A 23,292-nucleotide genomic window follows, 5' to 3' on the forward strand; every position below is an offset into this window, starting at 1 on the left:
CAGGTCCATCTGCCGTTTGAGATAGAACTTCACGCACAGGGAATTGTCCGCATGTCCACCGTCAAGCTCGCCATCGTCTTCTATTCGACCTATGGCACCAATCACCGCATGGCCGAGATCGCCGCCGACGCCGCGCGCGCCGCGGGCGCCGAGGTGCGCCTGTTGCGCGTGGCCGAAACCGCCCCCGCCGAGGTCATAGCCACCCAGGATGCATGGAAGGCACAGGCCGACAAGATGGCCGCCATTCCCGTGGCAACCCCCGCCGATATGGAATGGGCCAATGCCTATCTGTTCTCGGCCCCCACCCGCTTTGGCACGGTCGCAAGCCAGTTGCGCGCCTTTATCGACAGCTTGGGCGGCCAGTGGTTCAGCGGTGCGCTGGCCAACAAGGCGGTCAGCGCCATGACCTCGGCCCAGAACCCGCATGGCGGGATGGAGACGACCCTGATCGGTCTTTACACCACCATGATGCATTGGGGCGCTGTCATCGTCGCGCCGGGCTATACCGATCCGGCCGTTTTCGCCGCTGGTGGCAACCCTTATGGCACCGTGGCCGTCGCGGGCAAGGTGACCCCCGAGGCCGAGGCCGCCATCCGCCATCAGGCCAAGCGCCTTGTCGACATGGCCGCCAAGCTGGCCTGAGCCATTCGGATCGCATCACGAGGGCCGCGCCGGTGCATCCAGCGCGGCCCTTTCGTTACGCCGTCATTCCCACCATGGATCGATGCGGGCGATGTCGTCATCCGACCAGCCGAAATGATGCGCCAGTTCATGGACCAGCACATGGGCCACCATCTCGCCCAGGCTGACATTGCCGCGATCGGCCCATTCATCCAGAATGGGCCGGCGGAACAGCCAGATCGTGTCGGGCCCCATCGGTTGGTCCATCACCGATTTCTCGGTCAGCGGGATGCCCTCATAAAGCCCGGTCAGCTCAAAAGGGTCGTCCATCTCCAGCCCGGCGAGCATGTCCGGCGATGCGAAATCCTCGATCCGTATCGCGATGCGGCGCGCGGCCACCGCATAGGGCGCGGGGATGGCGGCCAGGGCGGCCTCTGCCAGCGTCTCGAAAACCTCGAGACCGGGGGCGACCAGATCGTGATGGGGCGTGTTTTGGGTCATGGCCCCTGATATGGACAATTCCGCGCCGATCTGAAAGACCACGCGGGTGTTGAAAAAGGCATTGTCATGACCGTCACCACCCGTTTCGCGCCCTCACCCACCGGCTATATCCATGTGGGCAACCTGCGCACCGCGCTGTTCAATCACCTGATCGCGCGCAAGGCGGGCGGCACGTTCATCTTGCGGCTCGATGATACCGATCCCGAACGCTCGAAACAGGAATACGCCGACGCCATTCAGCAAGATCTGGAATGGCTGGGCCTGACCTGGGACCGGCTCGAACGGCAATCCGACCGGCTGGACCGCTACGCCGAAGAAGCCGACCGGCTGCGCGCGGCGGGCCGCTTCTATGAGGCGTGGGAAACCCCGACCGAACTGGACCTCAAGCGCAAGAAACAGCTCAACATGGGCCAGCCCCCGGTTTACGACCGCGCGGCCCTCAAGCTGTCGGCGGATGACAAGGCGCGTCTGCGCGCCGAACGCGGGCAAGGCGTGTGGCGTTTCCAGCTTGATCAGGAACGCATCGAATGGGTGGATGGCATCCTCGGGCCGCTGTCGATCGATGCAGGCTCGGTCTCGGACCCGGTCCTGATCCGGGCCGATGGTCAGGTGCTCTATACCTTTGCCTCGGTCGTCGATGACATCGACATGGGCATCACCCATGTGGTGCGCGGCGCCGATCACGTCACCAACACCGCGACCCAGATCCAGATCATGGCGGCCCTTGGCGCGGGCCACCCGGCATTCGCGCATCATTCGCTTCTGACCGGCGCGCAGGGTGAGGCGCTGTCCAAACGGCTTGGCACGCTGTCGTTGCGCGATCTGCGCGCGGCCGGGGTCGAGCGGATGGCGCTTTTGAGCCTGATGGCGCGGCTTGGGTCGTCCCAGCCCGTCGTGCTGGCAGGCTCCATCGACGAATTGGCCGAAGGCTTTGATCTGTCACAATTCGGATCGGCCCCCACCAAATTCGATGAAACCGATCTGTTCCCGCTGACCGCCCGCATCTTGCAGGAAACCCCCCTGTCGGCGGTGGCGGGCGAGATCGCGGCCTTGGGCGTGCCCGATGCGCTGGCCGCCGATTTCTGGGCGGTGGCGCGTGCCAACATCACCACAAAGGCCGATCTGGCGCCTTGGTGGGCACTGTTTCGCGATGGTGCCGTGCCCGTGGTCGATGACGAAGACCGCGCCTTTGTCGCGGCGGCCTTTGCCATGTTGCCCGATCCGCCCTATGACGGCGCCACATGGGCCAACTGGACCAATGCCGTGAAAGACGCGACAGGGCGCAAGGGCAAGACCTTGTTCATGCCGCTGCGCAAGGCGGTGACAGGGCAAGACAAGGGCCCCGAGATGGCCGATGTGATGCGGCTCTTGCGGAAAAAACCGACGCTGTAACCGAAAGCTGCGCCTGAACACCTAGCCAGAAATGCCCAGATCGCGCAGGGCTGCGTTGACCAGCGCCCTTTCGCGGTCAGTCGTGACTTGGGCGCGCGGATAAAGCGGCGCGGCGCGGTCGTTCCGGATGCCCGCCTCCCATCCTTGCGTCGTTTCGAAAAACCGCGCCACGCCTGCTTCGCCAAACTCGCGCAAGAACCCCTGTGCCACCGTATCAAGATAACTGAGCAAGATCGGATGGCGGCCCGTCGGCGCGATGTGGCGCGGATCGACCTGATAGATCATCACCGCTGTCGCGGCGGGCCGGTCATGGTGCACATCGCGCAGCGCGTGACGCGCATAGGCATGTTCGCGCGCATCGAGCGCCGCCCAATCGCCCCCCGGCACCGATGCGATCAGCCCTTCGATCTGGGTGCCGGGCGCCTCGATCACCGACAGATAGGCGATCTGTCGGACGGTCGTGGCCTGCCAGATGCGCGCCCAGCCACGGGCGCGTGCGGGCGCTGCGTTCGGGTAGGCATGGGTGGCCCGGTTCACAAGGCTGCCGTAGCCAAAGAAAAATGGGTCAGGCTTTGGGGTCATGTCGGTTTTGATGACGAAAGCGCCGCAGATGCACAAGGCCCCTTGCGGGTTGCCGCAAGCCTGATATTTTGACCCTGTCGACGCAGGGAGACGCTGACCCGATCCGGTCAGGGCCGAAGGAGCAACCGCCCCGGTAAACTCTCAGGCAAAAGGACCTGTGCCGGCACGACAACTCTGGAGAGTGATGCGGCCCGCCGCATCCGCCGACGGGATAACGATCTCAGGCCACAGGACAGAGGGGGCATCACTATCGCGGCTCAGGCGGGGCGCGATCACCGATGCCGGGCCCTATGCCCAAACCGATGACGGGGAATGATGGCCGACAGTGTCGACAAGGATCTGAACACGCTGCCGCTTGCAGGGCTGCATGCCGAATTGGGCGCGAAATTCGTGCCATTCGCGGGCTGGTCCATGCCCGTGCAATATGGCGATGGCGTGATGGCCGAACATCTGTGGACGCGCCAAAAGGCCGGGCTGTTCGATGTCAGCCATATGGGACAGGTGCGCCTGCCCAAGACGGCGCTGGCAGCCCTTGAGGGTCTGATCCCGGCCGATCTGATCGGTCTGCCCGAAGGGCGCCAGCGCTATGGCGTCTTTACCAATGACACCGGCGGCGTGCTGGATGATCTGATGATCGCGCATCGTGCGGGCGATGTGTTGCTGGTCGTCAACGCCGCCCGCCATGCCCATGATCTTGCCCATTTGAGCGCCCATGTCGCGGGCGTCGAGCCGGTGGGCGACCGCGCGCTTCTGGCGCTTCAGGGGCCGATGGCCCAAGCGGTTCTGGCCCCCTTGGTGGCAGGTGTGGCCGAGATGCGCTTTATGGATGTTGCCGTCTGCACGTGGCAGGGCGGCGCGCTGTGGATTTCCCGCTCGGGCTATACGGGCGAGGACGGGTTCGAAATCTCGGTGCCCGTGGACCATGCCCAAGCCTTTGCCCGGGCGCTTTTGGCCGATGCCCGCGTGGCGCCCATCGGGCTTGGCGCGCGTGACAGCTTGCGGCTCGAGGCGGGTTTGCCGCTCTATGGCCAGGAGATGGACGAGACGATTTCCCCGATCGAGGCAGGACAGGCCTGGTCGATCGGGCGGGCGCGCCGTGCGGGCGGGGACCGCGCGGGCGGTTTTCCCGGGGCCGGTGTCATTTTGGATCAATTGTCCCATGGCGCACCGCGCCGCCGCGTGGGGCTTTGCCCCGAAGGCCGCGCACCGATGCGTGCGGGCGTGCCGCTGTTTGCCGATGCACAGGGCGGCGCACCTGTGGGCGTGATCACCTCGGGCGGTTTTGGCCCCTCGGTCGGCGCGCCCATCGCCATCGGACTGATCGATGCCGCCACCCCTGCCCAAGCCCCGATCTTTGGCGAGCTGCGCGGCAAGCGCTTGCTTGCGCGGCAAGTGCCGCTGCCTTTCGTGCCACCCGGATACAAACGCTGATCACCCCCTCCAGATGAGGACACTATGAAATACACAGAAGATCATGAATGGCTGAGCCTCGAGGGCGACATCGTCACCGTGGGCATCACCGAATACGCCGCAACGCAATTGGGTGATGTGGTGTTTGTCGAATTGCCCGAAGTCGAGACGCAGATCGCGCGCGGCGACGAGATCGTGGTGATCGAAAGCGTCAAGGCGGCATCCGACATTGTGGCGCCCCTCGATGGCGAGATCGTCGAGATCAACGAGGCCTTGGTCGACAACCCGGCCTTGGTCAATGACGACCCCACCGGGGCTGCGTGGTTCTTCAAGGTCAAGATCGACGATCCCTCGGTGCTTGATGAATACATGGATGAGGAAGACTACAAGGATCACATCGGCGAGTGACCGCGCCGATGGGGGCGCTGCCCCCGCCGCGCCTTTGGCGCGGCCCCCCCGGAGTATTTCTCAAGCAAAGATGACCAGGGAGAAGCGCTGTGCCTTCGCCCCGAGAGGATGACAGACATGGCCTGGACCCAGACCCCCTACGATCCGACCGATTTCGCCAACCGCCGCCACATCGGCCCTTCGCCCGCCGAGATCGCCGCGATGCTCAAGGTGGTGGGGGCATCGAGCATCGATGCCTTGATCGATCAGACGCTGCCCGCCGCGATCCGACAGGCACATCCGCTGGAGTGGGCGCCGATGTCGGAGGCCGAATTGCTGGCGCATATGCGTGCGATCGCTGGTCGCAACAAGCCAATGGTCCAGATGATCGGACAGGGCTATTACAACACCCACACGCCTCCCGCCATCCAGCGCAACGTGCTGGAAAACCCGGCTTGGTACACCGCCTATACCCCCTATCAGCCCGAGATCGCCCAGGGCCGGCTTGAGGCCTTGCTGAATTTCCAGACCATGGTGGCCGATCTGACCGGGCTCGAGGTCGCCAATGCCTCGCTTCTGGATGAGGCCACGGCCTGTGCCGAGGCGATGGTGATGGCCGAACGGGTGGCCAAATCAAAGGCGCGGGCGTTTTTCATTGATGAAAACTGCCATCCGCAGAACATTGCCGTGATGCGCACGCGCGCCGCACCGCTCGGGATCGAGGTGATCGTGGGCGCGCCCGACACATTGGACCCGGCGGCTGTTTTCGGCGCGATCTTTCAGGTGCCGGGCAGCTTTGGCGGGCTGGCGGACCCCAGCGCACAGATTGCGGCGCTGCATGCCCAAAAGGCCATCGCCATTGTCGCAAGCGATCTTCTGGCGCTGACGCTGATCCGTGACCCCGGATCGATGGGGGCCGATATCGCTGTTGGATCGGCGCAGCGCTTTGGCGTGCCCTTGGGCTATGGCGGGCCGCATGCAGCCTTCATGGCGTGTCGCGACGCGCACAAGCGCGCGATGCCGGGCCGAATCGTCGGTGTGTCGATCGACAGCCATGGCCACAAGGCCTATCGCCTGTCGCTGCAGACCCGCGAACAGCATATCCGCCGCGAGAAAGCCACATCGAACGTCTGCACGGCTCAGGCGCTTTTGGCGGTGATGGCCAGCTTCTATGCCGTGTTTCATGGCCCCGAAGGCTTGTGTGCCATCGCGCAGGCCGTGCATCTCAAGGCGGCGCGTCTGGCGGCATCGCTGGCGGCTGGCGGTTTCGCGCCCGGGGCGGCGGCCTATTTCGACACGATCACGGTGGCGGTGGGCGACCGGCAAAGCCGGATCATGGCGGCCGCCGTCGCGCGCGGCATCAACCTGCGCGATGTGGGCCGCGACCGGATCGGCATCTCGGTCGATGAGACCACGACCGAGGCCCATCTGGCCGCCGTCTGCGCGGCCTTTGACGTGGCACTTCTTCCCCCCGTCAGCGCCCCCGCCATTCCCGAGGCGATGCTGCGCACGACGCCCTATCTGACGCATCCGATCTTTCACATGAACCGCGCCGAATCCGAGATGATGCGCTACATGCGCCGCCTGTCGGATCGCGATCTTGCGCTTGACCGGGCGATGATCCCCTTGGGGTCTTGCACGATGAAGCTGAACGCCGCGGTCGAGATGATGCCGGTGACCTGGCCCGAGTTCAATGCGATCCACCCCTTTGCCCCCGCCGATCAGGCACAGGGCTATGCCGAGATGCTGGCCGATCTGTCGGCCAAGCTGTGCGAGATCACGGGCTATGACGCCATGTCGATGCAGCCCAATTCCGGCGCGCAGGGCGAATATGCGGGCCTTTTGACCATCGCCGCCTATCACGCCGCGCGCGGTCAGGGGCACAGGCGCATCTGCCTGATCCCGGTGTCGGCGCATGGCACCAATCCCGCCTCTGCCCAGATGTGCGGGATGGAGGTGGTGGTGGTGCGCGCGGCCGAAAACGGCGATGTCGATCTGGCCGATTTCCGCGCCAAGGCCGAAGCGGCGGGCGACAATCTGGCGGCATGCATGATCACCTATCCCTCGACCCATGGCGTGTTCGAGGAAACCGTGCGCGATGTCTGTGACATCACCCATGCCTTTGGTGGGCAGGTCTATCTGGACGGGGCCAATCTGAACGCCATGGTGGGCCTGTCGCGGCCGGGCGATGTGGGCGCCGATGTCAGCCATCTGAACCTGCACAAGACATTTTGCATCCCGCATGGCGGGGGCGGCCCCGGCATGGGCCCCATCGGGGTCAAGGCGCATCTGGCGCCATACCTGCCCGGGCATCCCGAAACCGGTGGGGCGACCGGCCCTGTCTCGGGGGCGCCCTATGGGTCTGCGTCGATCTTGCCGATCAGCTATGCCTATGTCCGTCTGATGGGGGGCGAGGGTCTGACACGCGCGACCAAGGTGGCGATCTTGAACGCCAACTATATCGCCAGGCGGCTCGATGGCGCCTTTCCGGTGCTGTTCAAGGGCAAGGGTGGGCGCGTCGCGCATGAATGCATCCTTGACACCCGCCCCTTTGCGGAGGCGGGCGTCAGCGTCGATGACATCGCCAAGCGGCTGATGGATTGCGGCTTTCACGCCCCGACAATGAGCTGGCCCGTCGCGGGCACCTTGATGGTGGAACCCACCGAAAGCGAAACACAGGCCGAGATCGACCGCTTTTGCGAGGCGATGCTGGCCATCCGTGCCGAGATCGCCGAGGTCGAGGCCGGCCGCATGCCGATCGAGACCAGCCCGCTGCGCTTTGCCCCCCACACGATGGAGGACCTGATCCGCGATTGGGATCGCCCCTATTCGCGCGAACAGGGCTGTTTCCCCCCCGGCGCCTTTCGGGTCGACAAGTATTGGCCACCCGTCAACCGGGTCGACAATGTGCATGGCGACCGGCATCTGATCTGCACCTGCCCGCCGCTCGACAGCTATCTGGACGCCGCCGAATAGGGCGCCCCTTGTGCGATCGGTCAGCCGCCCGGCTGGCCGATCAGCGCGCCGATCAGGGCAATTGCCTCGGGGCTGTCCCAATGGGCGTCCCCGCGCAGGCGGGCGATCTCTTGCCCCTCGGGGTTCAAGATCACCGTGATGGGCAGGCCGAACACCCCCATCTCGCGGGCGATCTGCTGGTTGATGTCGCGGTGTTGCTGCAAGTCGGTCACGCCGATCTCTTCGAAGAAACGGCGGATGGCTTGTGGCGGATTGCGCCCCGTGGCCAGCGTGACCACGGTGAAATCCTCACCCCCCAGCGCCGTTTGCAGATTTTGAAGCGACGGCATTTCCTCGCGGCACGGGGCGCACCATGTGGCCCAGAAATTCAGCACCACATGACGCCCGGCATAATCGGCAAGCTGGCCCTGGGTCTCGTCGATCCGCAAAAAGGGCAGCGCAGAGACCGCAACCGGCGCCTCATGGATCACCAGCCCCCGCATCTCGCCCACCAGATAGGCGGACAGGTCTTGCGCCACAGCAGCATTTGCACCCAAGCCTGCGGCAAGGTAGATCAACATCGAACGCAACAGGCGCATCATCCGAAATTCCTCCAAGGGCCGATACCCATGACAAAGACCACGACCAACGCCATGTGGGGCGGCCGCTTTGCCGCCGGACCCGACGCGATCATGGAGGCGATCAACGCCTCGATCGGGTTCGACAAGCGACTGGCCAGGCAAGACATCGACGGATCCCGCGCCCACGCGGCGATGCTGGCGGCCACGGGTATCTTGAGTGATAGCGACGTTGCGGCGATCCGCAAAGGGTTGCTCACGGTCTTGTCAGAGATCGACGAGGGGCGGTTCGAATTCTCGACGGCGCTGGAAGACATCCACATGAATGTCGAAGCCCGGCTGAAAGAGATCATCGGCGACCCTGCGGGCCGATTGCACACCGCGCGCTCGCGCAATGATCAGGTGGCGACCGATTTCCGGCTTTGGGTGCGTGAGCAATGCGATGCCACCATGGCGGGGATCGATGCCTTGATGCGTGCGCTGGTCGCACAGGCCGAAGCGGGTGCCGATTGGGTGATGCCGGGGTTCACCCATCTGCAGACCGCCCAGCCCGTCACCTGGGGCCACCACATGATGGCCTATGTCGAAATGCTGGCGCGCGACCGGGGCCGCTTTGGCGATGCGCGGGCGCGGATGAACGAAAGCCCCTTGGGGGCGGCGGCGCTGGCGGGCACGTCCTTTCCCATTGACCGGCACATGACGGCCGCGGCGCTTGGTTTTGAGCGGCCCATGGCCAATTCGCTCGATGCCGTCAGCGACCGCGATTTCGCGCTGGAATATCTGGCCGCCGCGTCGATTTGTGCGATGCATCTGTCGCGCTTTGCCGAAGAACTGGTGATCTGGTCCTCGGCCCAGTTCCGCTTTGTGCGGCTGTCGGACCGGTTCACCACCGGCTCCTCGATCATGCCGCAAAAGAAGAACCCCGATGCCGCCGAACTGATCCGCGCCAAGATCGGGCGGATTTTCGGCGCCAATGTCGCGCTCTTGATGGTGATGAAGGGGCTTCCCTTGGCCTATTCCAAGGACATGCAGGAAGACAAGGAACAGGTCTTTGACGCGGCCGATAACCTTATGCTGGCCTTGGCCGCGATGGAGGGGATGGTGCGTGACATGACCGCCAACCGCCCCGCGCTGGAGGCCGCCGCCGGATCGGGCTTTTCCACCGCGACCGATCTGGCCGATTGGCTGGTGCGGGTCTTGGGCCTTGCGTTCCGCGAGGCCCATCACGTCACCGGCAGCCTTGTGGCCATGGCCGAGGGTCTGGGCGTCGATCTGCCGGAATTGAGCCTTGAGCAGATGCAGACGGTGCATCCGGGCATCACATCCGATGTCTTTGCCGTGCTGGGCGTTCATAATTCCGTCGCCTCGCGGATGTCATATGGCGGCACGGCGCCCGCTCAGGTGCGCGCCCAGATCGCCCGTTGGAAAGAGCTGCTGGCATGACCCATCTTTCACGCCTTGGTGCCGCCCTTGCGCTGGCCCTGCTTGCGGCCTGTGGCGCCGATGGCGCCCCCGAACGACCCGAAGCGCGCCCCGGCGCGCAAGGGGCTGCACCGCTTGTTGCCACAAGCGGCTGACCCCCGCATGAACACCGTTGAACACAGGGCCGTTCGGCCCTAACCTTGGGCGCTCGAACCGTTCAGTGCCCGCACAGATCAAGGCGTTTTCCATGGACAAGATTCCGATGACCCCCGGGGGCTACAAGGCCCTGAACGACGAGCTCAAGCAGCTCAAGAGCGTGGAGCGCCCGGCCATCATTCAGGCCATTTCCGAGGCGCGCGAACATGGCGACCTGTCGGAAAACGCGGAGTATCATTCCGCCAAGGAAAAACAGTCCTTCATCGAAGGCCGCATCAAGGAGCTAGAGGGGCTGATCGGGCGGGCCAATGTGATCGATCCCAAAACCCTGTCGGGCCCGGTCAAGTTCGGCGCCACCGTGGTGCTGGTCGATGAAGACGACGTCGAAAAGAGCTTTCAGATCGTAGGCGAGGCCGAGGCGAACATCGAAAAAGGCATGCTCAACATCAACTCGCCCCTGGCGCGTGCCTTGATTGGCAAGGATGAAGGCGACAGCGTCGAGGTCAAGACACCGGGTGGGGACAAGGATTACGAGATCGTCTCGATCACCTATGTCTGAACCGCACCCTTTTGTGGTGGAATGGTTTGGCCCGCATGCGCGCTGACCCCAAACAATCCCCGCTTGATCCGGGGGTCTTTGCCCGGGAAAGTCCCGCCTTTCGCGTCACCATGATCGAGGTGATGGCGGGGCTGCTCAGCGTGGTCTGGATCGGGGTGGTGGTGGTCCTCAATTGGGGGGCAGCCGCAGAAGGCGGCGGCCTGATCGCCCGCGTGATGAACGGTTTGGCCATTCTGACGCCGATTGCCCTGCTCTGGGTTGCAATCGGCGCGGCGCGGACCGCGCGCGCCTTGCGGCAAGAAGCGGCGCGCCTTCAGGCCGCCATCGACGCGATGCGCGCGGCCTATGGTGATCAGCAACAGCGCATCGCGCCGGATGTGAAGCCGGCGCTGGTCGAAAAACTGGAGGAACTGGCGCAAGGCCACCGTGGTGGGCCCCCGATTGGCACGCCCGTCTTTTCGTCTCAGCGTCTTGCCCCCCCGGTGGCAGAGCCGCCTGCCACGGTGCCGCCGCACCCGGACCACCCTCAGCCCGCTTTGGCGCTGTCGGCCCCTGTCGAAAAAGCACCCATTGCGCTGGCCGATTTCATCAAGGCGCTGGATTTCCCCGAAAACCAGCATGACAAGGACGGGTTTCGTGCCTTGCGCCGCGCGCTCGAGGATCGCGCGACCGAACGGCTGATCCGCGCCAGTCAAGATGTGCTGACGCTGCTGAGCCAGGATGGCATCTATATGGATGACCTGCCCCCCGATCGCGCCCGCCCCGAGGTCTGGCGCCGCTTTGCCCAAGGCGAACGGGGCCGCGCGGTCGCGGTGCTGGGCGGTATCCATGACCGCTCCAGCCTTGCCATTGTGGCGGGGCGGATGAAAACAGACTTGGTGTTCAGGGATGCGGCACATCATTTCCTGCGCCAGTTCGACCGCAGCTTCACGGCCTTTGAAACGATTGCCGATGATGCGCAGATCGCGGATCTGACCGACACGCGGACCGCGCGGGCCTTTATGCTTCTGAGCCGGGCGGCGGGCACCTTTGACTGAGGGGGGGGGTGGCTTCCTTGCGGAAGCCACAGGGGAAAACTCGAGTTTTCCCGCCCGTTTTCCTTGCGGAAAACGGCCCCTCAAGCCTCCAGCGCTGCAATCAGCGCCGCCTGATGGCCCAAACCCGCGATCCAGCCTTCTTCGGGGCAGCCCTCGCGCAGGATCGCGTCCAGATGCCGGGGCGGCAATGCCGCGAAAGCTGATGCCAGAACGCGCACCTGGGCGGCATCGGGCACCTCGCCCGGGCGCTGGCGGCGCCTGATCTCGGCCGACAGGATCGCGGGATAGACCTCGGCCAACAGGATCGGCGCATCGCGATCCTCAAAGGGGCGCACGGCCAGCGCATCGCCGAAATGCTGCCGCAACGCCCAAAGCCGGGGCAGCCCGAGCAGGGTTTGGCTGGCCACCGCGCCGTTGCCGTAGAGTTGAAAACAGGTGCTGGCACCGGGTGCCATCTGTTCCACCCGCCGCCGTTCGGCAAAGGCAAAGCCCCTGTGGGGCGGTTTTCGAAACGGCACATGCGCGGGCGTCTTGCCCACCGGGTGCGACCAGAACGGGCCCGGCGCGTCGAAGCGAGCATTGATTAGATCGGCCACATCGAGCCGGTTGTTGGCGTTCTTCGGGTCATCCTTTATGGTCCCGGCCATCCAATCCCAGACCGCAAAGGGATCGGCGCTGCCGGTCAGCGCCTGGGCAAAGCCCTTTGGGTAGGCCAAGGGAAAATCGAACCCTGCCAGCACCCGCCGCCCCTCGGCGCGCGCGGCCTCAAGCCGCGCCATCAGATGCGCCTGAGCTGCTGCGCGAGTTCGGCAATAGGTGACATGGCCCGCGCTGGCCGTGCGTTCGGCCACATAGATCGCATCCTTGGTGCGCTTGGCGGGCGAAGGGGCCGAGCGCGCCGACCAATCCACCATGATCACCGTATCGATGTCCATCGCCGCCCCCTCTGGATGTGCCGTATGGCCCTTGCGGCGGCCTGCGCCGAATTGCATCCCAGCCGCGCCTCGCCTATGGCTGGCCCGCAAACAAACTCAGGCTAACCTGCCCCCATGCCCGTATCCAGCCCCAGAGCCGCCTTTTGGCGTGGCCTGACAGCCGCTTTGCCCTTTCTCATCGTGCTTGGCCCCTTTGGTCTATTGTTCGGGGTCGTCGGCACCGAGGCGGGGCTGGATGTGGGTCAGGTGATGGGCTTCACCGTGCTGGTGATCGCGGGCGCGTCGCAATTCACCGCGCTGCAACTGATGCATGACAATGCGCCGACACTGATCGTGATTGCATCGGCCTTGGCGGTCAATTTGCGCATGGCGATGTATTCGGCGTCTTTCGTGCCGCATCTGGGGGCTGCGCCGATCTGGCAGCGGGCCTTGATCGCCTACATGACTGTCGATCAGACCTATGCGCTGGCGAATGGCGAATATGAGGCCGCACCAAAGCAAACCACCGCCGAAAAGGTCGCGTTCTTCTTTGGCACAGCCGCGCCCACCATCCCGGTCTGGATCGGCGCATCGGCGCTTGGCATCGTGGTGGGTGAGGCGATCCCGCCCGCGCTTGGCCTTGATTTCGCGGTGCCCATCACCTTCATCGCGCTGATCGCGCCCGCCTTGCGCACCTTGGCACATGTGGCCGCTGCGCTGACATCCATCGTGATGGCCATCGCGTTGAGCTTCCTGCCGTGGAATTTGTGGCTTTTGGCCGCGGGTTTGGCGGCGATGATCGTCGGCGCCGAGGTCGAGCGCCGGATGGAGGCGCGCCGATGAATTATACCGCGACCGAGATTTGGCTGATCATTCTGGCGTTGGGCGTTGGCACCTTTCTGGTGCGGTTTTCCTTCCTTGGCATTCCGGGCGATCGCGCGCTTCCTGCATGGCTGTTGCGGCATCTGCGCTACACGGCGGTGGGCATATTGCCCGCGATGGTGACACCTCTGGTGCTCTGGCCTCAGGCCACGGGTGGCCAGTTGGACATCAGCCGCATCGCGGCGGCGAGTTTGGCGCTGGCGGTCGGGCTTTGGACAAGGAACGCCATCTGGGCGATTGTGGCGGGCATGGCCAGCCTTTGGGGTTTGGGCTGGCTCTTGGCCTGATTGTTCGATTATTCAGAACCAAAACAACAAAACCTGTATTTTTATTTGTGCTTTCTGCGCGGCATATCCCCCCGATGTTTTGGCTTTGGGTCAGGGATCGGACCATGGATATTCTGTTCGACATGGCGGCGACACTGGTCGCGCAGTTGCAAAAACCCACTCTGGCTTTCTTGATCGGGGGCATGGTTCTGGCGGCGATGGGCAGCAAGCTGACCGTGCCAGACCCGGTTTACAAATTCATCGTTCTGGTCTTGTTGCTCAAGGTGGGGCTTGGGGCTGGCATCTCGGTGCGCGAGGCCCATGTGATCGCGCTGGCCGTGCCTGCGATCGCGGCGGCCTTGGTGGGTGTGGCCATCGTGGTCTTGGGTGCGGGCACGCTGGCGCGGACCCGGGGCGTCAATCGGATGGATGGCATGGCGACTGCGGGGCTTTTCGGCGCGGTTTCTGCCTCGACCTTGGCGGCGGGCATGGTGATGCTGGACGCCGAAGGCATCGCCTACGAGGGTTTTATCGGGGCGCTTTACCCCTTCATGGATATTGCGGCGCTGGTCACGGCGATCCTTCTGGCCAAGATGAGCGCGCTGCGCGCGGCCACTGCCCGGCCTGCGGGTGGTGGCACGGCCACGCTGGCTGCGGGTGGCGGCGCGGGCGATGGCATTGTCAAGGACATCCTGACCGACACGCTGAAAAGCCCGGCCATTTCCGCCTTGCTTCTGGGGCTTGCCATCGGTCTTTTCGGTCGGCCCGAACAGGTTTACGCCAGCTTTTATGAGCCGTTGTTCCGGGGCCTCCTGTCGATCCTGATGCTGATCATGGGCATGGAGGCATGGGCGCGGTTGGGCGAAATGCGGAAAGTGGCGCATGCCTATGTCCTTTATGGCGTCGCCGCACCTTTTGTGCATGGCGCGCTGGGCTTTGGCGCGGGGCTGGTCGCCCATCACCTGACCGGGTTTTCCGCAGGCGGCGTGGTGCTGTTGGCGGTGATGGCTGCGTCCAGTTCGGACATCTCGGGCCCGCCCACCTTGCGCGCGGCCTTGCCCGAGGCGAACCCAAGCGCCTATGTCGGCACATCGACGGGGATCGGCACGCCGGTGGCGATCTTGTCGATCCCGGTCTGGATCGCGCTGGCCGACTGGCTGATCGGCGCATGATCTGATTTATCTGTAAAACAGAAACAATCGTTCTAATTTAACGCATCATGGATCGGCTGAATTACCATCATCTGCGCTATTTCCGCGAGGTTGCGCGCGAAGGTCATCTGACGCGCGCGGCCGAGCGGTTGAACCTGTCGCAATCCGCGCTGTCGGCGCAGATCCGCCATCTGGAGGATCGTCTGGGTCATGCGCTGTTCGAACGGCGCGGGCGACAGTTGATCCTGACCGAAGCCGGGCGGATCGCGCTTGACCATGCTGAGCGGATTTTTGGCACCGGCGCGGAATTGCTGGCCGCCTTGGGCGATGGGGGTCATAGGGCACGGCCCTTGCGGGTGGGGGCGATCTCGACGCTGTCGCGCAATTTCCAGATGCGCTTTTTGCGCCCGGTCCTGGGCGAGGGGCCAGATGCCGTGCCCTTGGCCCTGGTTTCGGGGTCAGGCGGCATGTTGTTGCCGCGTCTTGCGGGGTTGGCGCTGGATGTGGTGCTTTCGACCGAACCGCATGATCGCGCTGCCTTTCCCGAACTGACCGCGCACCGGATCGCGGCACAGCCCGTGGCGCTGGTCGGCACCATCGACCGCATGCGCGGGCGCGATGCCGATTGGCTTTTGCGCCATCAACCCTTGATCTTGCCCACCGAAAGCTCGATCCGCACCGGGTTCGATGCGCTTTGCGCGCGTCGCACCATCACGCCCAACATCGTGGCCGAGGTGGACGACATGGCCATGGTGCGCTTGCTGGTGCGCCACGATGTGGGCGTGGCGCTGGCGCCGTTGGTCGTGGTGCAAGATGAAATCGGGGCCGGCATCTTGATGCAGGCGCCGGGCGATCTGGGCATCGTCGAGAATTTCTATGCCATCACCGCGACGCGCAATTTCCCGCACCCCGCGCTCAAGCGGTTGCCGCCCCACACCGGGTTCAGTCCCTGACAGAGGCCGCCGGATAGGTGCCGAGGATTTTCAGGAAGCTGGTGAAATAGGCCAGTTCCTCGAGCGCCAGCTTGACGTTGTCATCCTCGGGGTGGCCTTCGATGTCGGCGTAGAATTGTGTGGCCGTGAACGAACCATCGACCATGTAGCTTTCCAGCTTGGTCATGTTGACGCCATTGGTCGCGAAACCGCCCATCGCCTTGTAGAGCGCGGCGGGAATGTTGCGCACGCGGAACACGAAGGTCGTCATCATGTGATCGGATCGCCGCGCCATATTGGCATCGCGGGACATGATCAAGAAGCGCGTGGTGTTGGTGTCGTGATCTTCGATGTGGCGGGCCAGCACATCCAGCCCGTAGATCTCGGCGGCCAGTTCGGATGCAAGCGCCGCCTTGCTGCGGTCGCCCCAGGCCGCCACATCGCGGGCTGCGCGCGCATTGTCGGGGCTGACCTGACCCTTCAGATCATGCGCGCGCAAGAACCGCGCGCATTGCGGCAAGAGCACAAGATGCGACCATGCCTCGCGGATGTCGGACAGCTGTGCGCCCGGCACGGCCAACAGGTTGATATGCACCCGCACAAAGGCCTCATCGACGATATGCAGCCCCGACGACGGCAACAGCCGGTGAATGTCGGCCACCCGGCCATAGGTGGTGTTTTCGACCGGCAGCATGGCCTGACTGGCGCGACCCGATTGCACGGCCTCGATCGCGTCCTCGAATGTGGCGCAGGGCAGCGCCTCCATTCCGGGGCGGGCGTCATGGATGGCCTGATGCGAATAGGCACCCGGCTCACCTTGAAAGGCGATGCGATCGGTCATCTCTTGCGGTCCCATGTGGGCGTTTCGTCGCGCTCCCTACACCTTGCCATGGATCGGTGAAACCCCATACATACCCTCAAATTCGCGAGATGGATGGGAATACCATGTTCGACACCATGACCATCACCAAGGCATTCGCGTCCGTATGTGGCGCGCTGTTGGTGCTTTTGCTGGGTGGCTGGGCCGCCGAAAGCCTCTATAATATCGAAAAGCACGGCGACGATCACGTCCCGGGTTATGCCATTCTTGTGCATGACGACAGCGCCGAAGAAGCCCCCGCCGAAGAAGTGGTCGAGGTGGCCTTTGCCGATGTCTATGCCACCGCCGATGCGGCCGCCGGTGAGCGGCTGTGGCGCCAGTGTGGTGCCTGCCATCAGCTCAACCCCGGTGCCAATGGCGTCGGCCCCTATCTTCATGGGGTCGTGAACCGGCCCAAGGGGTCGGCCGCAGGGTTCAACTATTCCGCCGCGATTGCAGGATTGGGTGGCGAGTGGACGCCGGAAAACCTGTCGGGGTTTCTGGAAAATCCGCGCGGCTATGCGCCCGGCACCTCGATGTCGTATAATGGCATGCGTGAAGTCACCGACCGCGCAAACCTGATCGCCTATCTCGCGACCTTTCAATAAGCGTCACGCACGGCATGTCTGGGGCCGCCCCAAGGGGCGGTCCTTTTCATTTGGTCAAGCCCGGGTGGCATGGACAATCACGCAATCGCAACTTGAACCTGCGCGGGGGCTGGTCTCTAACCTGTTGTGACCCAGATACTGATCAGGTTCCATCAGCGCAGAAGCCCGGAGATCCGAATGGCCATTCGCCCGTCCGTCTTGCACCACCCCAGCCTGTCATCGCTTTCATTGGCTGCCGCACTTGCGCTGATTGCGCCGCAGGTGTCGGCGCAAGAGCCAGAGCTGATCGTCACCCATGCTGTCGCGACCTTTGGGGTTGAGGATCTGACATATGCTGCGGATTTTCCGCATCTCGCTTATGTCAACCCAGACGCACCCAAGGGCGGGGAGATGTCGCTGAGCTGGTCAAGCGGGGGGGGCACGTTCGATTCCCTGCATCCCTATACCGATCAGGGCAACCCGGCGGTGCTGGCATCGATCTTTTTCGAATCACTTCTGGATTCGACACTCGACACGATCGGCGAAAGCTATTGCCTGTTGTGTGAAACCATCGCCTATCCTCAGGACCGGTCCTATGTGATCTTTACCCTGCACGAAGCGGCGCGGTTTTCGGATGGCACGCCGGTTACGGCGGATGATGTGCTGTTTTCCTACGAAATCTTGCGGGACGAAGGGCTACCGTCGTTCCGCGCCAATATTCCGCTGACGCTGGCCGGGGCCGAAGTGCTGGATGCGCGCCGCATCCGGTTCGATTTCAACCCCGACAGCCAGCTGCGCGGCCGGATCGAGGCGGCGGGCGGTTTGCCCGTCTTCAGCCGTGCCAGCCACGAGGCCAGCGGCCTGCCCTTTTCGGACAGCCGCCTGACGCCGCTCGTGGGCTCGGGCCCCTATGTGCTGGGCACGGTCGATCCGGGCCGCTCAACCGTGTTCACGCGCAACCCCGGATATTGGGGCCGTGATCTGCCGATCAACCGCGGCCGGCACAATTTCGACAGCATCCGGGTCGAATACTACGCCGATGCCATTGCCGCCTTTGAGGGGTTCACCGCTGGAAACTATCTGTTCCGTCAGGAAAACAGTTCTCAGAATTGGGCCAACAGCTACAACTTTCCGCGCCTGAACGATGGCATCGTGATCCGCGAGGAAATTCCGCAAGGTGTGATCGCTTCGGGCCAGAGCTTTGTGTTCAACCTGCGGCGCGAGAAATTTCAAGACCCGCGTGTGCGCGAAGCCGTCGCGCTGATGTTCAACTTTGAATGGACCAACCAGACGCTGTTTTACGGGCTTTACGCGCCCATCGACAGTTTCTGGGAAAACACCCATCTGGAGGCAGAGGGGATCGTATCAGGGGCCGAATTGGCGGTGCTGGAGCCCTTGCGCGGGCGTGTGCCCGACGCGGTCTTTGCCGAGCCGCCCTTTGCCACGCCACCGTCGGATGTGGAGCGGACCTTTGACCGCGCACAGGCGCGGCGCGCGTCCAGCCTGCTGGAGCAAGCGGGTTGGACACCGGGCAGCGACGGGTTGTTGCGCAATGCCGCCGGTCAGGCGCTTGAGGTCGAATTCCTCAACGCCAGCCCGCTGTTTGACCGGATCATCAACCCCTATGTCGAAAACCTGCGCGCCATCGGGATCGATGCGCGTCTTACCCGGGTGGATGGCGCACAGTTGAGCCAGCGCCAGCGCGACGCCGATTTCGACATGCTGACCGGCAATTTCCCGATGGGGTATGAGCCGGGAACCGGGCTGCGCCAATATTTCGGGTCGCTCGGCGCCAGCGAATCGCTGTTCAACGTGGCGGGTCTGGCTGATCCGGCGGTGGATGAGTTGCTTGAAACCGTGATCCGCGCCGAAACCCGCGACGAGATGGAAACCGCCACCCGCGCGCTGGACCGGGTGCTGCGCAGCCTTCGCATCCGGGTGCCGCAATGGTTCAACCAGAATGCATGGGTGGCCTATTACAACCACTACCGCTACCCCGAAACGCTGCCGCCCTATGGCATCGGGTTTCTCGATTTCTGGTGGGTGGACCCGGTGGCCGAACAGGCGCTGCGCGATCAGGGCGTTCTGTAAGGGGATATGGGCGCCTATATCCTCAGACGCATCTTGCTGATGATCCCGACGCTGTTCGGGATCATGGTGATCAATTTCGCGCTGACGCAATTCGTGCCGGGCGGACCGATCGAACAGGTCATCGCCCAGCTTGAGGGAGAGGGCGATGTCTTTGCCGGTATCTCGGGTGGCGGGTCCGAGACGATGGGCGCGGATGAGATCGAAGGCAGCAGCTATGAAGGCGCGCGCGGTCTGCCGCCGCAATTTCTTGATGAATTGCGGGTGCAGTTCAATTTTGCCCGCATCGTATGCGAAGATGGGTTCACCGGCACGCCGAGCCTGCGGGCTGCGCAATGTGCGGCCGAGGATATTCCGGGTCTGGAACGCTTTGGCCTGATGATGTGGGATTATGTCCGCTTTGATTTCGGGGAAAGCTATTTCCGATCCATCTCGGTGATCGATCTGGTGATCGAGAAAATGCCTGTGTCGATCACGCTGGGGCTGTGGTCGACGGTGATTGCCTATCTGGTGTCGATCCCTCTGGGCATCGCCAAGGCCACGCGCGATGGCACCAAATTCGACACATGGACCAGCGGCGTGATCATCGTGGCCTATGCGATCCCCGGGTTCTTGTTTGCCATCATGCTTTTGGTGCTGTTTGCGGGGGGGCGCTATTTCCAGATCTTTCCGCTGCGCGGCCTGACCTCGGACGGGTGGGAGGACATGAGCCTGATCCGGCAGATCGGCGATTATTTCTGGCACATCACCTTGCCGGTTCTGGCCTCGACCATCTCGGCCTTTGCCACGCTGACGCTTTTGACCAAGAACAGCTTTCTGGATGAAATCCGCAAGCAATACGTCATGACCGCCCGCGCCAAGGGGCTGGGCGAGGGGCGCGTGCTTTACGGTCATGTGTTCCGCAACGCCATGCTGATCGTGATCGCGGGCTTTCCGGCGGTGTTCGTGGGTGTGTTTTTCGGCGGTTCGCTGATCATCGAGACGATCTTTTCTCTCGACGGTCTGGGGCGGCTGGCCTTTGAGGCGGCGGTCAGTCGCGATTACCCGGTGATTTTCGGCACGCTCTTTGTCTTTGGTCTGATCGGGCTGGTGGTCAATATCCTGTCCGACCTGATGTATGTCTGGATCGATCCGCGCATCGATTTCGACACGCGAGAGACCTGATCGCGATGGCCATGCCCGATCCTGTCCCCGCCAAGACCAATCCCCCCGTCGCGGTGCGTCCACCGCCCTTGCGGCGTGGGTGGCTGTCGCCGCTGAACCGGCGCCGCTGGCACAATTTTACCGCCAACCGCCGCGCCTATTGGTCCTTGTGGGTGTTTGCGGTGTTTTACGGGCTGAGCCTGTTTGCCGAAGTCATCGCCAATGACCGGCCCATTCTGGTGCAGCACCGTGGCGCCTACTACATGCCGATCTTCGCTTTCTACCCCGAGACCGAGTTTGGTGGCGATTTCCGAACCGAAGCCGTTTACCGCGACATCGAGGTGCAATGCCTGATCGTGTCGGGCGGCCTTGAGGCGTGCTGGGATGATCCCGCCGCCGTGATCGAGACGGTGCAGGCGACCGGCGCCTTCAACGGCGAAACGGTGGATGAGGGATGGCTGCTGTGGCCGCTCATTCCCTATGCCTACAACACCGTCAATGACATCGGCCGCGCCGCCCCGTCACCGCCTGATGGCGACCATTGGCTGGGCACCGATGACACCGCGCGCGATGTGCTGGCGCGGGTGATCTATGGCTTTCGCCTGTCGGTGACCTTTGCGCTGGTCGTGACCTTTCTGACCTCGGTCATCGGCATCGCGGCGGGGGCTGCACAGGGTTTCTATGGCGGTTGGCTGGATCTGGTCTTTCAGCGCATCATCGAGATCTGGAACTCCACGCCGAGCCTTTACATCATCATCATCGTCTCGGCGATTTTCGTGATGGATTTCTGGCTTTTGGTGTTCTTGATGGTGCTGTTTGGCTGGACGGGTCTTGTGGGGGTGGTGCGGGCCGAGTTTCTGCGGGCGCGCAATTTCGAATATGTGCGCGCGGCGCGCGCGCTGGGCGTGTCGAACGGCACGATCATGTTCCGCCATGTCTTGCCCAATGCGATGGTGGCGACGCTGACCTTTTTGCCCTTTATCGTCACGGGCACCATTGGCGGGCTGGCCAGCCTTGATTTTCTGGGCTTTGGCCTTCCGTCTTCGGCACCCAGCTTGGGCGAGATGACGCTTCAGGCCAAGAACAACCTTCAGGCGCCTTGGCTGGCCTTTACCGCGTTTTTCGCCTTTGCGATCATGCTGTCGCTTCTGGTGTTCATCTTCGAAGGGGTGCGCGACGCCTTCGATCCCAGAAAGACGTTTCGATGAGCGTTCTGGCCGTGCGCAACCTGTCGGTTCGCTTTGGCGCCACGCAGGCGGTGCGCGGTGTGTCGTTTGACGTGGGACCGGGCGAAACCGTGGCCCTTGTGGGCGAAAGCGGATCGGGCAAATCGGTTACCGCCTTGTCCACCGTTGCGCTGGTGCCCGGCGCTTCGGAAATCACCGGGTCGGTCACCTATGATGGTCAGGACATGGTGGGCGCCGATGACGCCACGCTGCGCCGGATCCGGGGCAACGACATCAGCTTCATCTTTCAAGAACCGATGACGTCGCTGAACCCGCTTCACACGCTGGAAAAGCAGATCACCGAAAGCCTGGCCTTGCATCAGGGTCTGCAAGGTGCCGCCGCGCGCGCGCGGGTGATCGAGCTGTTGCACAAGGTCGGCATCCGCGATCCCGAAACGCGTCTGGGGGCCTATCCGCACCAATTGTCAGGCGGGCAGCGTCAGCGCGTGATGATCGCCATGGCGCTGGCCAACGGCCCCAAGCTGTTGATTGCGGATGAACCGACAACCGCGCTTGACGTGACGATTCAGGCGCAGATCCTTGATCTTCTGGCCGATCTCAAGCGCGACATGGGGATGAGCCTGTTGTTCATCACCCATGATCTGACCATCGTGCGGCGCATCGCGGACCGGGTCTGTGTGATGCAGAATGGCGAGATCGTCGAACAGGGACCGACGGCGCAGATTTTCGCGGACCCCAAGCACCCCTATACCCGCAAGCTTTTGGCGGCAGCGGCCACCGGCACGCCCGAACCCGTGGCCGCGAATGCCCCCGAGATCGTGACCACCACCGATCTGCGCATCTGGTTCCCGATCACGCGCGGGCTGATGCGGCGCACGGTCGGGCATATCAAGGCGGTCAATGCCGCCACCCTGAGCGTGCGTGCGGGCGAGACGCTGGGCATCGTCGGTGAAAGCGGCTCGGGCAAGACGACCTTGGCCCTGGCCATCATGCGCTTGATCGCCTCGCAGGGGCCGGTGATGTTCATGGGGCGCGATGTGCAGGGCCTGCATTCGCGCGATATGCGCCCGCTCAGACGCGACATGCAGATCGTGTTCCAGGATCCCTACGGCAGCCTTAGCCCGCGCATGACCGTGGAACAGATCGTGGCCGAAGGGCTGGCCGTGCATGGTGTGGGTCGCGCTGACCGGCGCGCGCAGGTGGCCGAGATCCTGACCGAGGTGGGCCTCGACCCCCTGATGATGGATCGCTACCCCCACGAGTTTTCGGGCGGCCAACGCCAGCGCATCGCCATTGCCCGCGCCATGATCTTGCGACCCAAGCTGGTTGTGCTGGATGAACCCACAAGCGCGCTCGACATGACGGTGCAGGTGCAGATCGTCGATCTGTTGCGCGATCTGCAACGCCGCCACGCCATCGCCTATCTGTTCATCAGCCATGACCTGAAGGTGGTGCGCGCGCTCAGCCACAAGGTCATCGTGATGCGCAACGGCGATGTCGTCGAGACCGGCGAAACCGCCCGCCTGTTTGCCAACCCGACACATGACTACACCCGCGAATTGATGCGCGCGGCCTTTGGTGACATCGGCGTGCCCTGAAAAGGTTGTAACGGTCAGCAGTTGTCCTTGTAGGCAACATATGCAACCGTCGGTTCATGGTTTTTTTGGTTCCCACGGCCTGTTG

Annotated in this window: 23 protein-coding genes and 1 riboswitch; of the genes, 18 read left to right on the forward strand and 5 right to left on the reverse strand. The window is 63.6% G+C overall.

The annotated features are described in order from the left end of the window. The first annotated feature begins 51 nt into the window (after positions 1 to 51). Entirely contained in the window at positions 52 to 642 is a 591-nt protein-coding gene (gene wrbA / locus Q0094_RS00690) for an NAD(P)H:quinone oxidoreductase (RefSeq protein ID WP_297614167.1), read from the forward strand. Between the two features lie 63 nt (positions 643 to 705). On the opposite strand, the gene Q0094_RS00695 is transcribed toward wrbA, so the two are convergent. Further along, a complete protein-coding gene (locus tag Q0094_RS00695; RefSeq protein WP_297614169.1) occupies positions 706 to 1,122 on the reverse strand; it encodes a metallopeptidase family protein in 417 nt (138 codons plus the stop codon). Between the two features lie 66 nt (positions 1,123 to 1,188). Here Q0094_RS00695 and gltX point away from each other — a divergent pair, with 66 nt between their 5' ends. Continuing rightward, on the forward strand, positions 1,189 to 2,514 hold the full coding sequence (gene gltX / locus Q0094_RS00700; protein ID WP_297614171.1) for a glutamate--tRNA ligase: 1,326 nt from the start codon (positions 1,189 to 1,191) through the stop codon (positions 2,512 to 2,514). Between the two features lie 21 nt (positions 2,515 to 2,535). Here gltX and Q0094_RS00705 read toward each other — a convergent pair whose 3' ends face one another. Further along, positions 2,536 to 3,096 (reverse strand): gamma-glutamylcyclotransferase family protein, encoded by a 561-nt coding sequence (locus Q0094_RS00705; RefSeq protein WP_297614173.1) that lies wholly within the window; start codon positions 3,094 to 3,096, stop codon positions 2,536 to 2,538. Between the two features lie 74 nt (positions 3,097 to 3,170). Beyond that, a riboswitch (glycine riboswitch) is annotated at positions 3,171 to 3,263 on the forward strand. A 148-nt stretch (positions 3,264 to 3,411) separates the two neighbouring features. Here Q0094_RS00705 and gcvT point away from each other — a divergent pair. The 3 genes from gcvT (at position 3,412) to gcvP (ending at position 7,869) form a co-directional block, all read left to right on the forward strand. Continuing rightward, positions 3,412 to 4,527, forward strand: a complete 1,116-nt coding sequence (gene gcvT / locus Q0094_RS00710; protein WP_297614175.1) for a glycine cleavage system aminomethyltransferase GcvT — start codon at positions 3,412 to 3,414, stop codon at positions 4,525 to 4,527. A gap of 24 nt (positions 4,528 to 4,551) precedes the next feature. Further along, entirely contained in the window at positions 4,552 to 4,914 is a 363-nt protein-coding gene (gene gcvH / locus Q0094_RS00715; RefSeq protein WP_297614177.1) for a glycine cleavage system protein GcvH, read from the forward strand. Positions 4,915 to 5,031: 117 nt separating this feature from the next. Further along, a complete protein-coding gene (gene gcvP, locus Q0094_RS00720) occupies positions 5,032 to 7,869 on the forward strand; it encodes an aminomethyl-transferring glycine dehydrogenase (RefSeq protein WP_297614179.1) in 2,838 nt (945 codons plus the stop codon). A 20-nt stretch (positions 7,870 to 7,889) separates the two neighbouring features. On the opposite strand, the gene Q0094_RS00725 is transcribed toward gcvP, so the two are convergent. After that, entirely contained in the window at positions 7,890 to 8,447 is a 558-nt protein-coding gene (locus Q0094_RS00725; protein ID WP_297614319.1) for a TlpA disulfide reductase family protein, read from the reverse strand. A gap of 30 nt (positions 8,448 to 8,477) precedes the next feature. On the opposite strand from Q0094_RS00725, the gene argH reads away from it, so the two are divergent. From argH to Q0094_RS00745, 4 genes are all read left to right on the forward strand, one after another. After that, complete coding sequence (argH, locus tag Q0094_RS00730) at positions 8,478 to 9,869, forward strand: argininosuccinate lyase (RefSeq protein ID WP_297614181.1); 1,392 nt, start codon at positions 8,478 to 8,480, stop codon at positions 9,867 to 9,869. Continuing rightward, positions 9,866 to 10,003 carry a hypothetical protein gene (locus Q0094_RS00735; RefSeq protein ID WP_297614183.1) on the forward strand — a complete coding sequence of 46 codons (138 nt, stop codon included), beginning with the start codon at positions 9,866 to 9,868 and terminating at the stop codon, positions 10,001 to 10,003. The genes argH and Q0094_RS00735 overlap by 4 nt, the downstream gene beginning before the upstream one ends. A 92-nt stretch (positions 10,004 to 10,095) precedes the next feature. Further along, positions 10,096 to 10,563 carry a transcription elongation factor GreA gene (gene greA / locus Q0094_RS00740; RefSeq protein ID WP_297614185.1) on the forward strand — a complete coding sequence of 156 codons (468 nt, stop codon included), beginning with the start codon at positions 10,096 to 10,098 and terminating at the stop codon, positions 10,561 to 10,563. A 35-nt stretch (positions 10,564 to 10,598) separates the two neighbouring features. Then, a complete protein-coding gene (locus Q0094_RS00745; protein ID WP_297614187.1) occupies positions 10,599 to 11,600 on the forward strand; it encodes a hypothetical protein in 1,002 nt (333 codons plus the stop codon). Positions 11,601 to 11,680: 80 nt separating this feature from the next. Here Q0094_RS00745 and Q0094_RS00750 read toward each other — a convergent pair whose 3' ends face one another. Continuing rightward, complete coding sequence (locus Q0094_RS00750; protein WP_297614190.1) at positions 11,681 to 12,535, reverse strand: molybdopterin guanine dinucleotide synthesis; 855 nt, start codon at positions 12,533 to 12,535, stop codon at positions 11,681 to 11,683. Positions 12,536 to 12,649: 114 nt separating this feature from the next. Between Q0094_RS00750 and Q0094_RS00755 the strand changes: the two genes are divergently transcribed. From Q0094_RS00755 to Q0094_RS00770, 4 genes are all read left to right on the forward strand, one after another. Then, a complete protein-coding gene (locus tag Q0094_RS00755; protein ID WP_297614192.1) occupies positions 12,650 to 13,357 on the forward strand; it encodes an AzlC family ABC transporter permease in 708 nt (235 codons plus the stop codon). Further along, positions 13,354 to 13,683: an AzlD domain-containing protein gene (locus Q0094_RS00760; RefSeq protein ID WP_297614194.1), complete on the forward strand. Its 330-nt coding sequence runs from the start codon at positions 13,354 to 13,356 to the stop codon at positions 13,681 to 13,683. The genes Q0094_RS00755 and Q0094_RS00760 overlap by 4 nt, the downstream gene beginning before the upstream one ends. Positions 13,684 to 13,787: 104 nt before the next feature. After that, a complete protein-coding gene (locus Q0094_RS00765; RefSeq protein ID WP_297614196.1) occupies positions 13,788 to 14,834 on the forward strand; it encodes a sodium-dependent bicarbonate transport family permease in 1,047 nt (348 codons plus the stop codon). A gap of 47 nt (positions 14,835 to 14,881) precedes the next feature. Continuing rightward, positions 14,882 to 15,766, forward strand: coding sequence for a LysR family transcriptional regulator (locus Q0094_RS00770; protein WP_297614198.1), 885 nt, complete (start codon positions 14,882 to 14,884; stop codon positions 15,764 to 15,766). Here Q0094_RS00770 and Q0094_RS00775 read toward each other — a convergent pair. After that, positions 15,756 to 16,586 (reverse strand): prephenate dehydratase, encoded by an 831-nt coding sequence (locus tag Q0094_RS00775; protein ID WP_297614200.1) that lies wholly within the window; start codon positions 16,584 to 16,586, stop codon positions 15,756 to 15,758. The two genes, Q0094_RS00770 and Q0094_RS00775, sit on opposite strands and share 11 nt — an antisense overlap. A 104-nt stretch (positions 16,587 to 16,690) precedes the next feature. Between Q0094_RS00775 and Q0094_RS00780 the strand changes: the two genes are divergently transcribed. The 5 genes from Q0094_RS00780 to Q0094_RS00800 all read left to right on the forward strand — a co-directional run bounded on the left by Q0094_RS00780 (position 16,691) and on the right by Q0094_RS00800 (position 23,207). Then, positions 16,691 to 17,212 carry a cytochrome c family protein gene (locus Q0094_RS00780; RefSeq protein WP_297614321.1) on the forward strand — a complete coding sequence of 174 codons (522 nt, stop codon included), beginning with the start codon at positions 16,691 to 16,693 and terminating at the stop codon, positions 17,210 to 17,212. A gap of 177 nt (positions 17,213 to 17,389) precedes the next feature. Next, the gene (locus Q0094_RS00785; protein ID WP_297614202.1) at positions 17,390 to 19,282 is read left to right on the forward strand and encodes an extracellular solute-binding protein; all 1,893 of its coding nucleotides are present in this window, start codon (positions 17,390 to 17,392) and stop codon (positions 19,280 to 19,282) included. Positions 19,283 to 19,288: 6 nt separating this feature from the next. Continuing rightward, the gene (locus tag Q0094_RS00790; protein WP_297614204.1) at positions 19,289 to 20,443 is read left to right on the forward strand and encodes a microcin C ABC transporter permease YejB; all 1,155 of its coding nucleotides are present in this window, start codon (positions 19,289 to 19,291) and stop codon (positions 20,441 to 20,443) included. A gap of 11 nt (positions 20,444 to 20,454) precedes the next feature. Continuing rightward, on the forward strand, positions 20,455 to 21,630 hold the full coding sequence (locus Q0094_RS00795; protein ID WP_297614206.1) for an ABC transporter permease: 1,176 nt from the start codon (positions 20,455 to 20,457) through the stop codon (positions 21,628 to 21,630). Next, a complete protein-coding gene (locus Q0094_RS00800) occupies positions 21,627 to 23,207 on the forward strand; it encodes an ABC transporter ATP-binding protein (RefSeq protein WP_297614208.1) in 1,581 nt (526 codons plus the stop codon). The genes Q0094_RS00795 and Q0094_RS00800 overlap by 4 nt, the downstream gene beginning before the upstream one ends. Positions 23,208 to 23,292 lie beyond the last annotated feature (85 nt).

The sequence above is a fragment of the uncultured Roseicyclus sp. genome (genome assembly GCF_937892565.1).
Lineage (GTDB): Bacteria > Pseudomonadota > Alphaproteobacteria > Rhodobacterales > Rhodobacteraceae > Roseicyclus.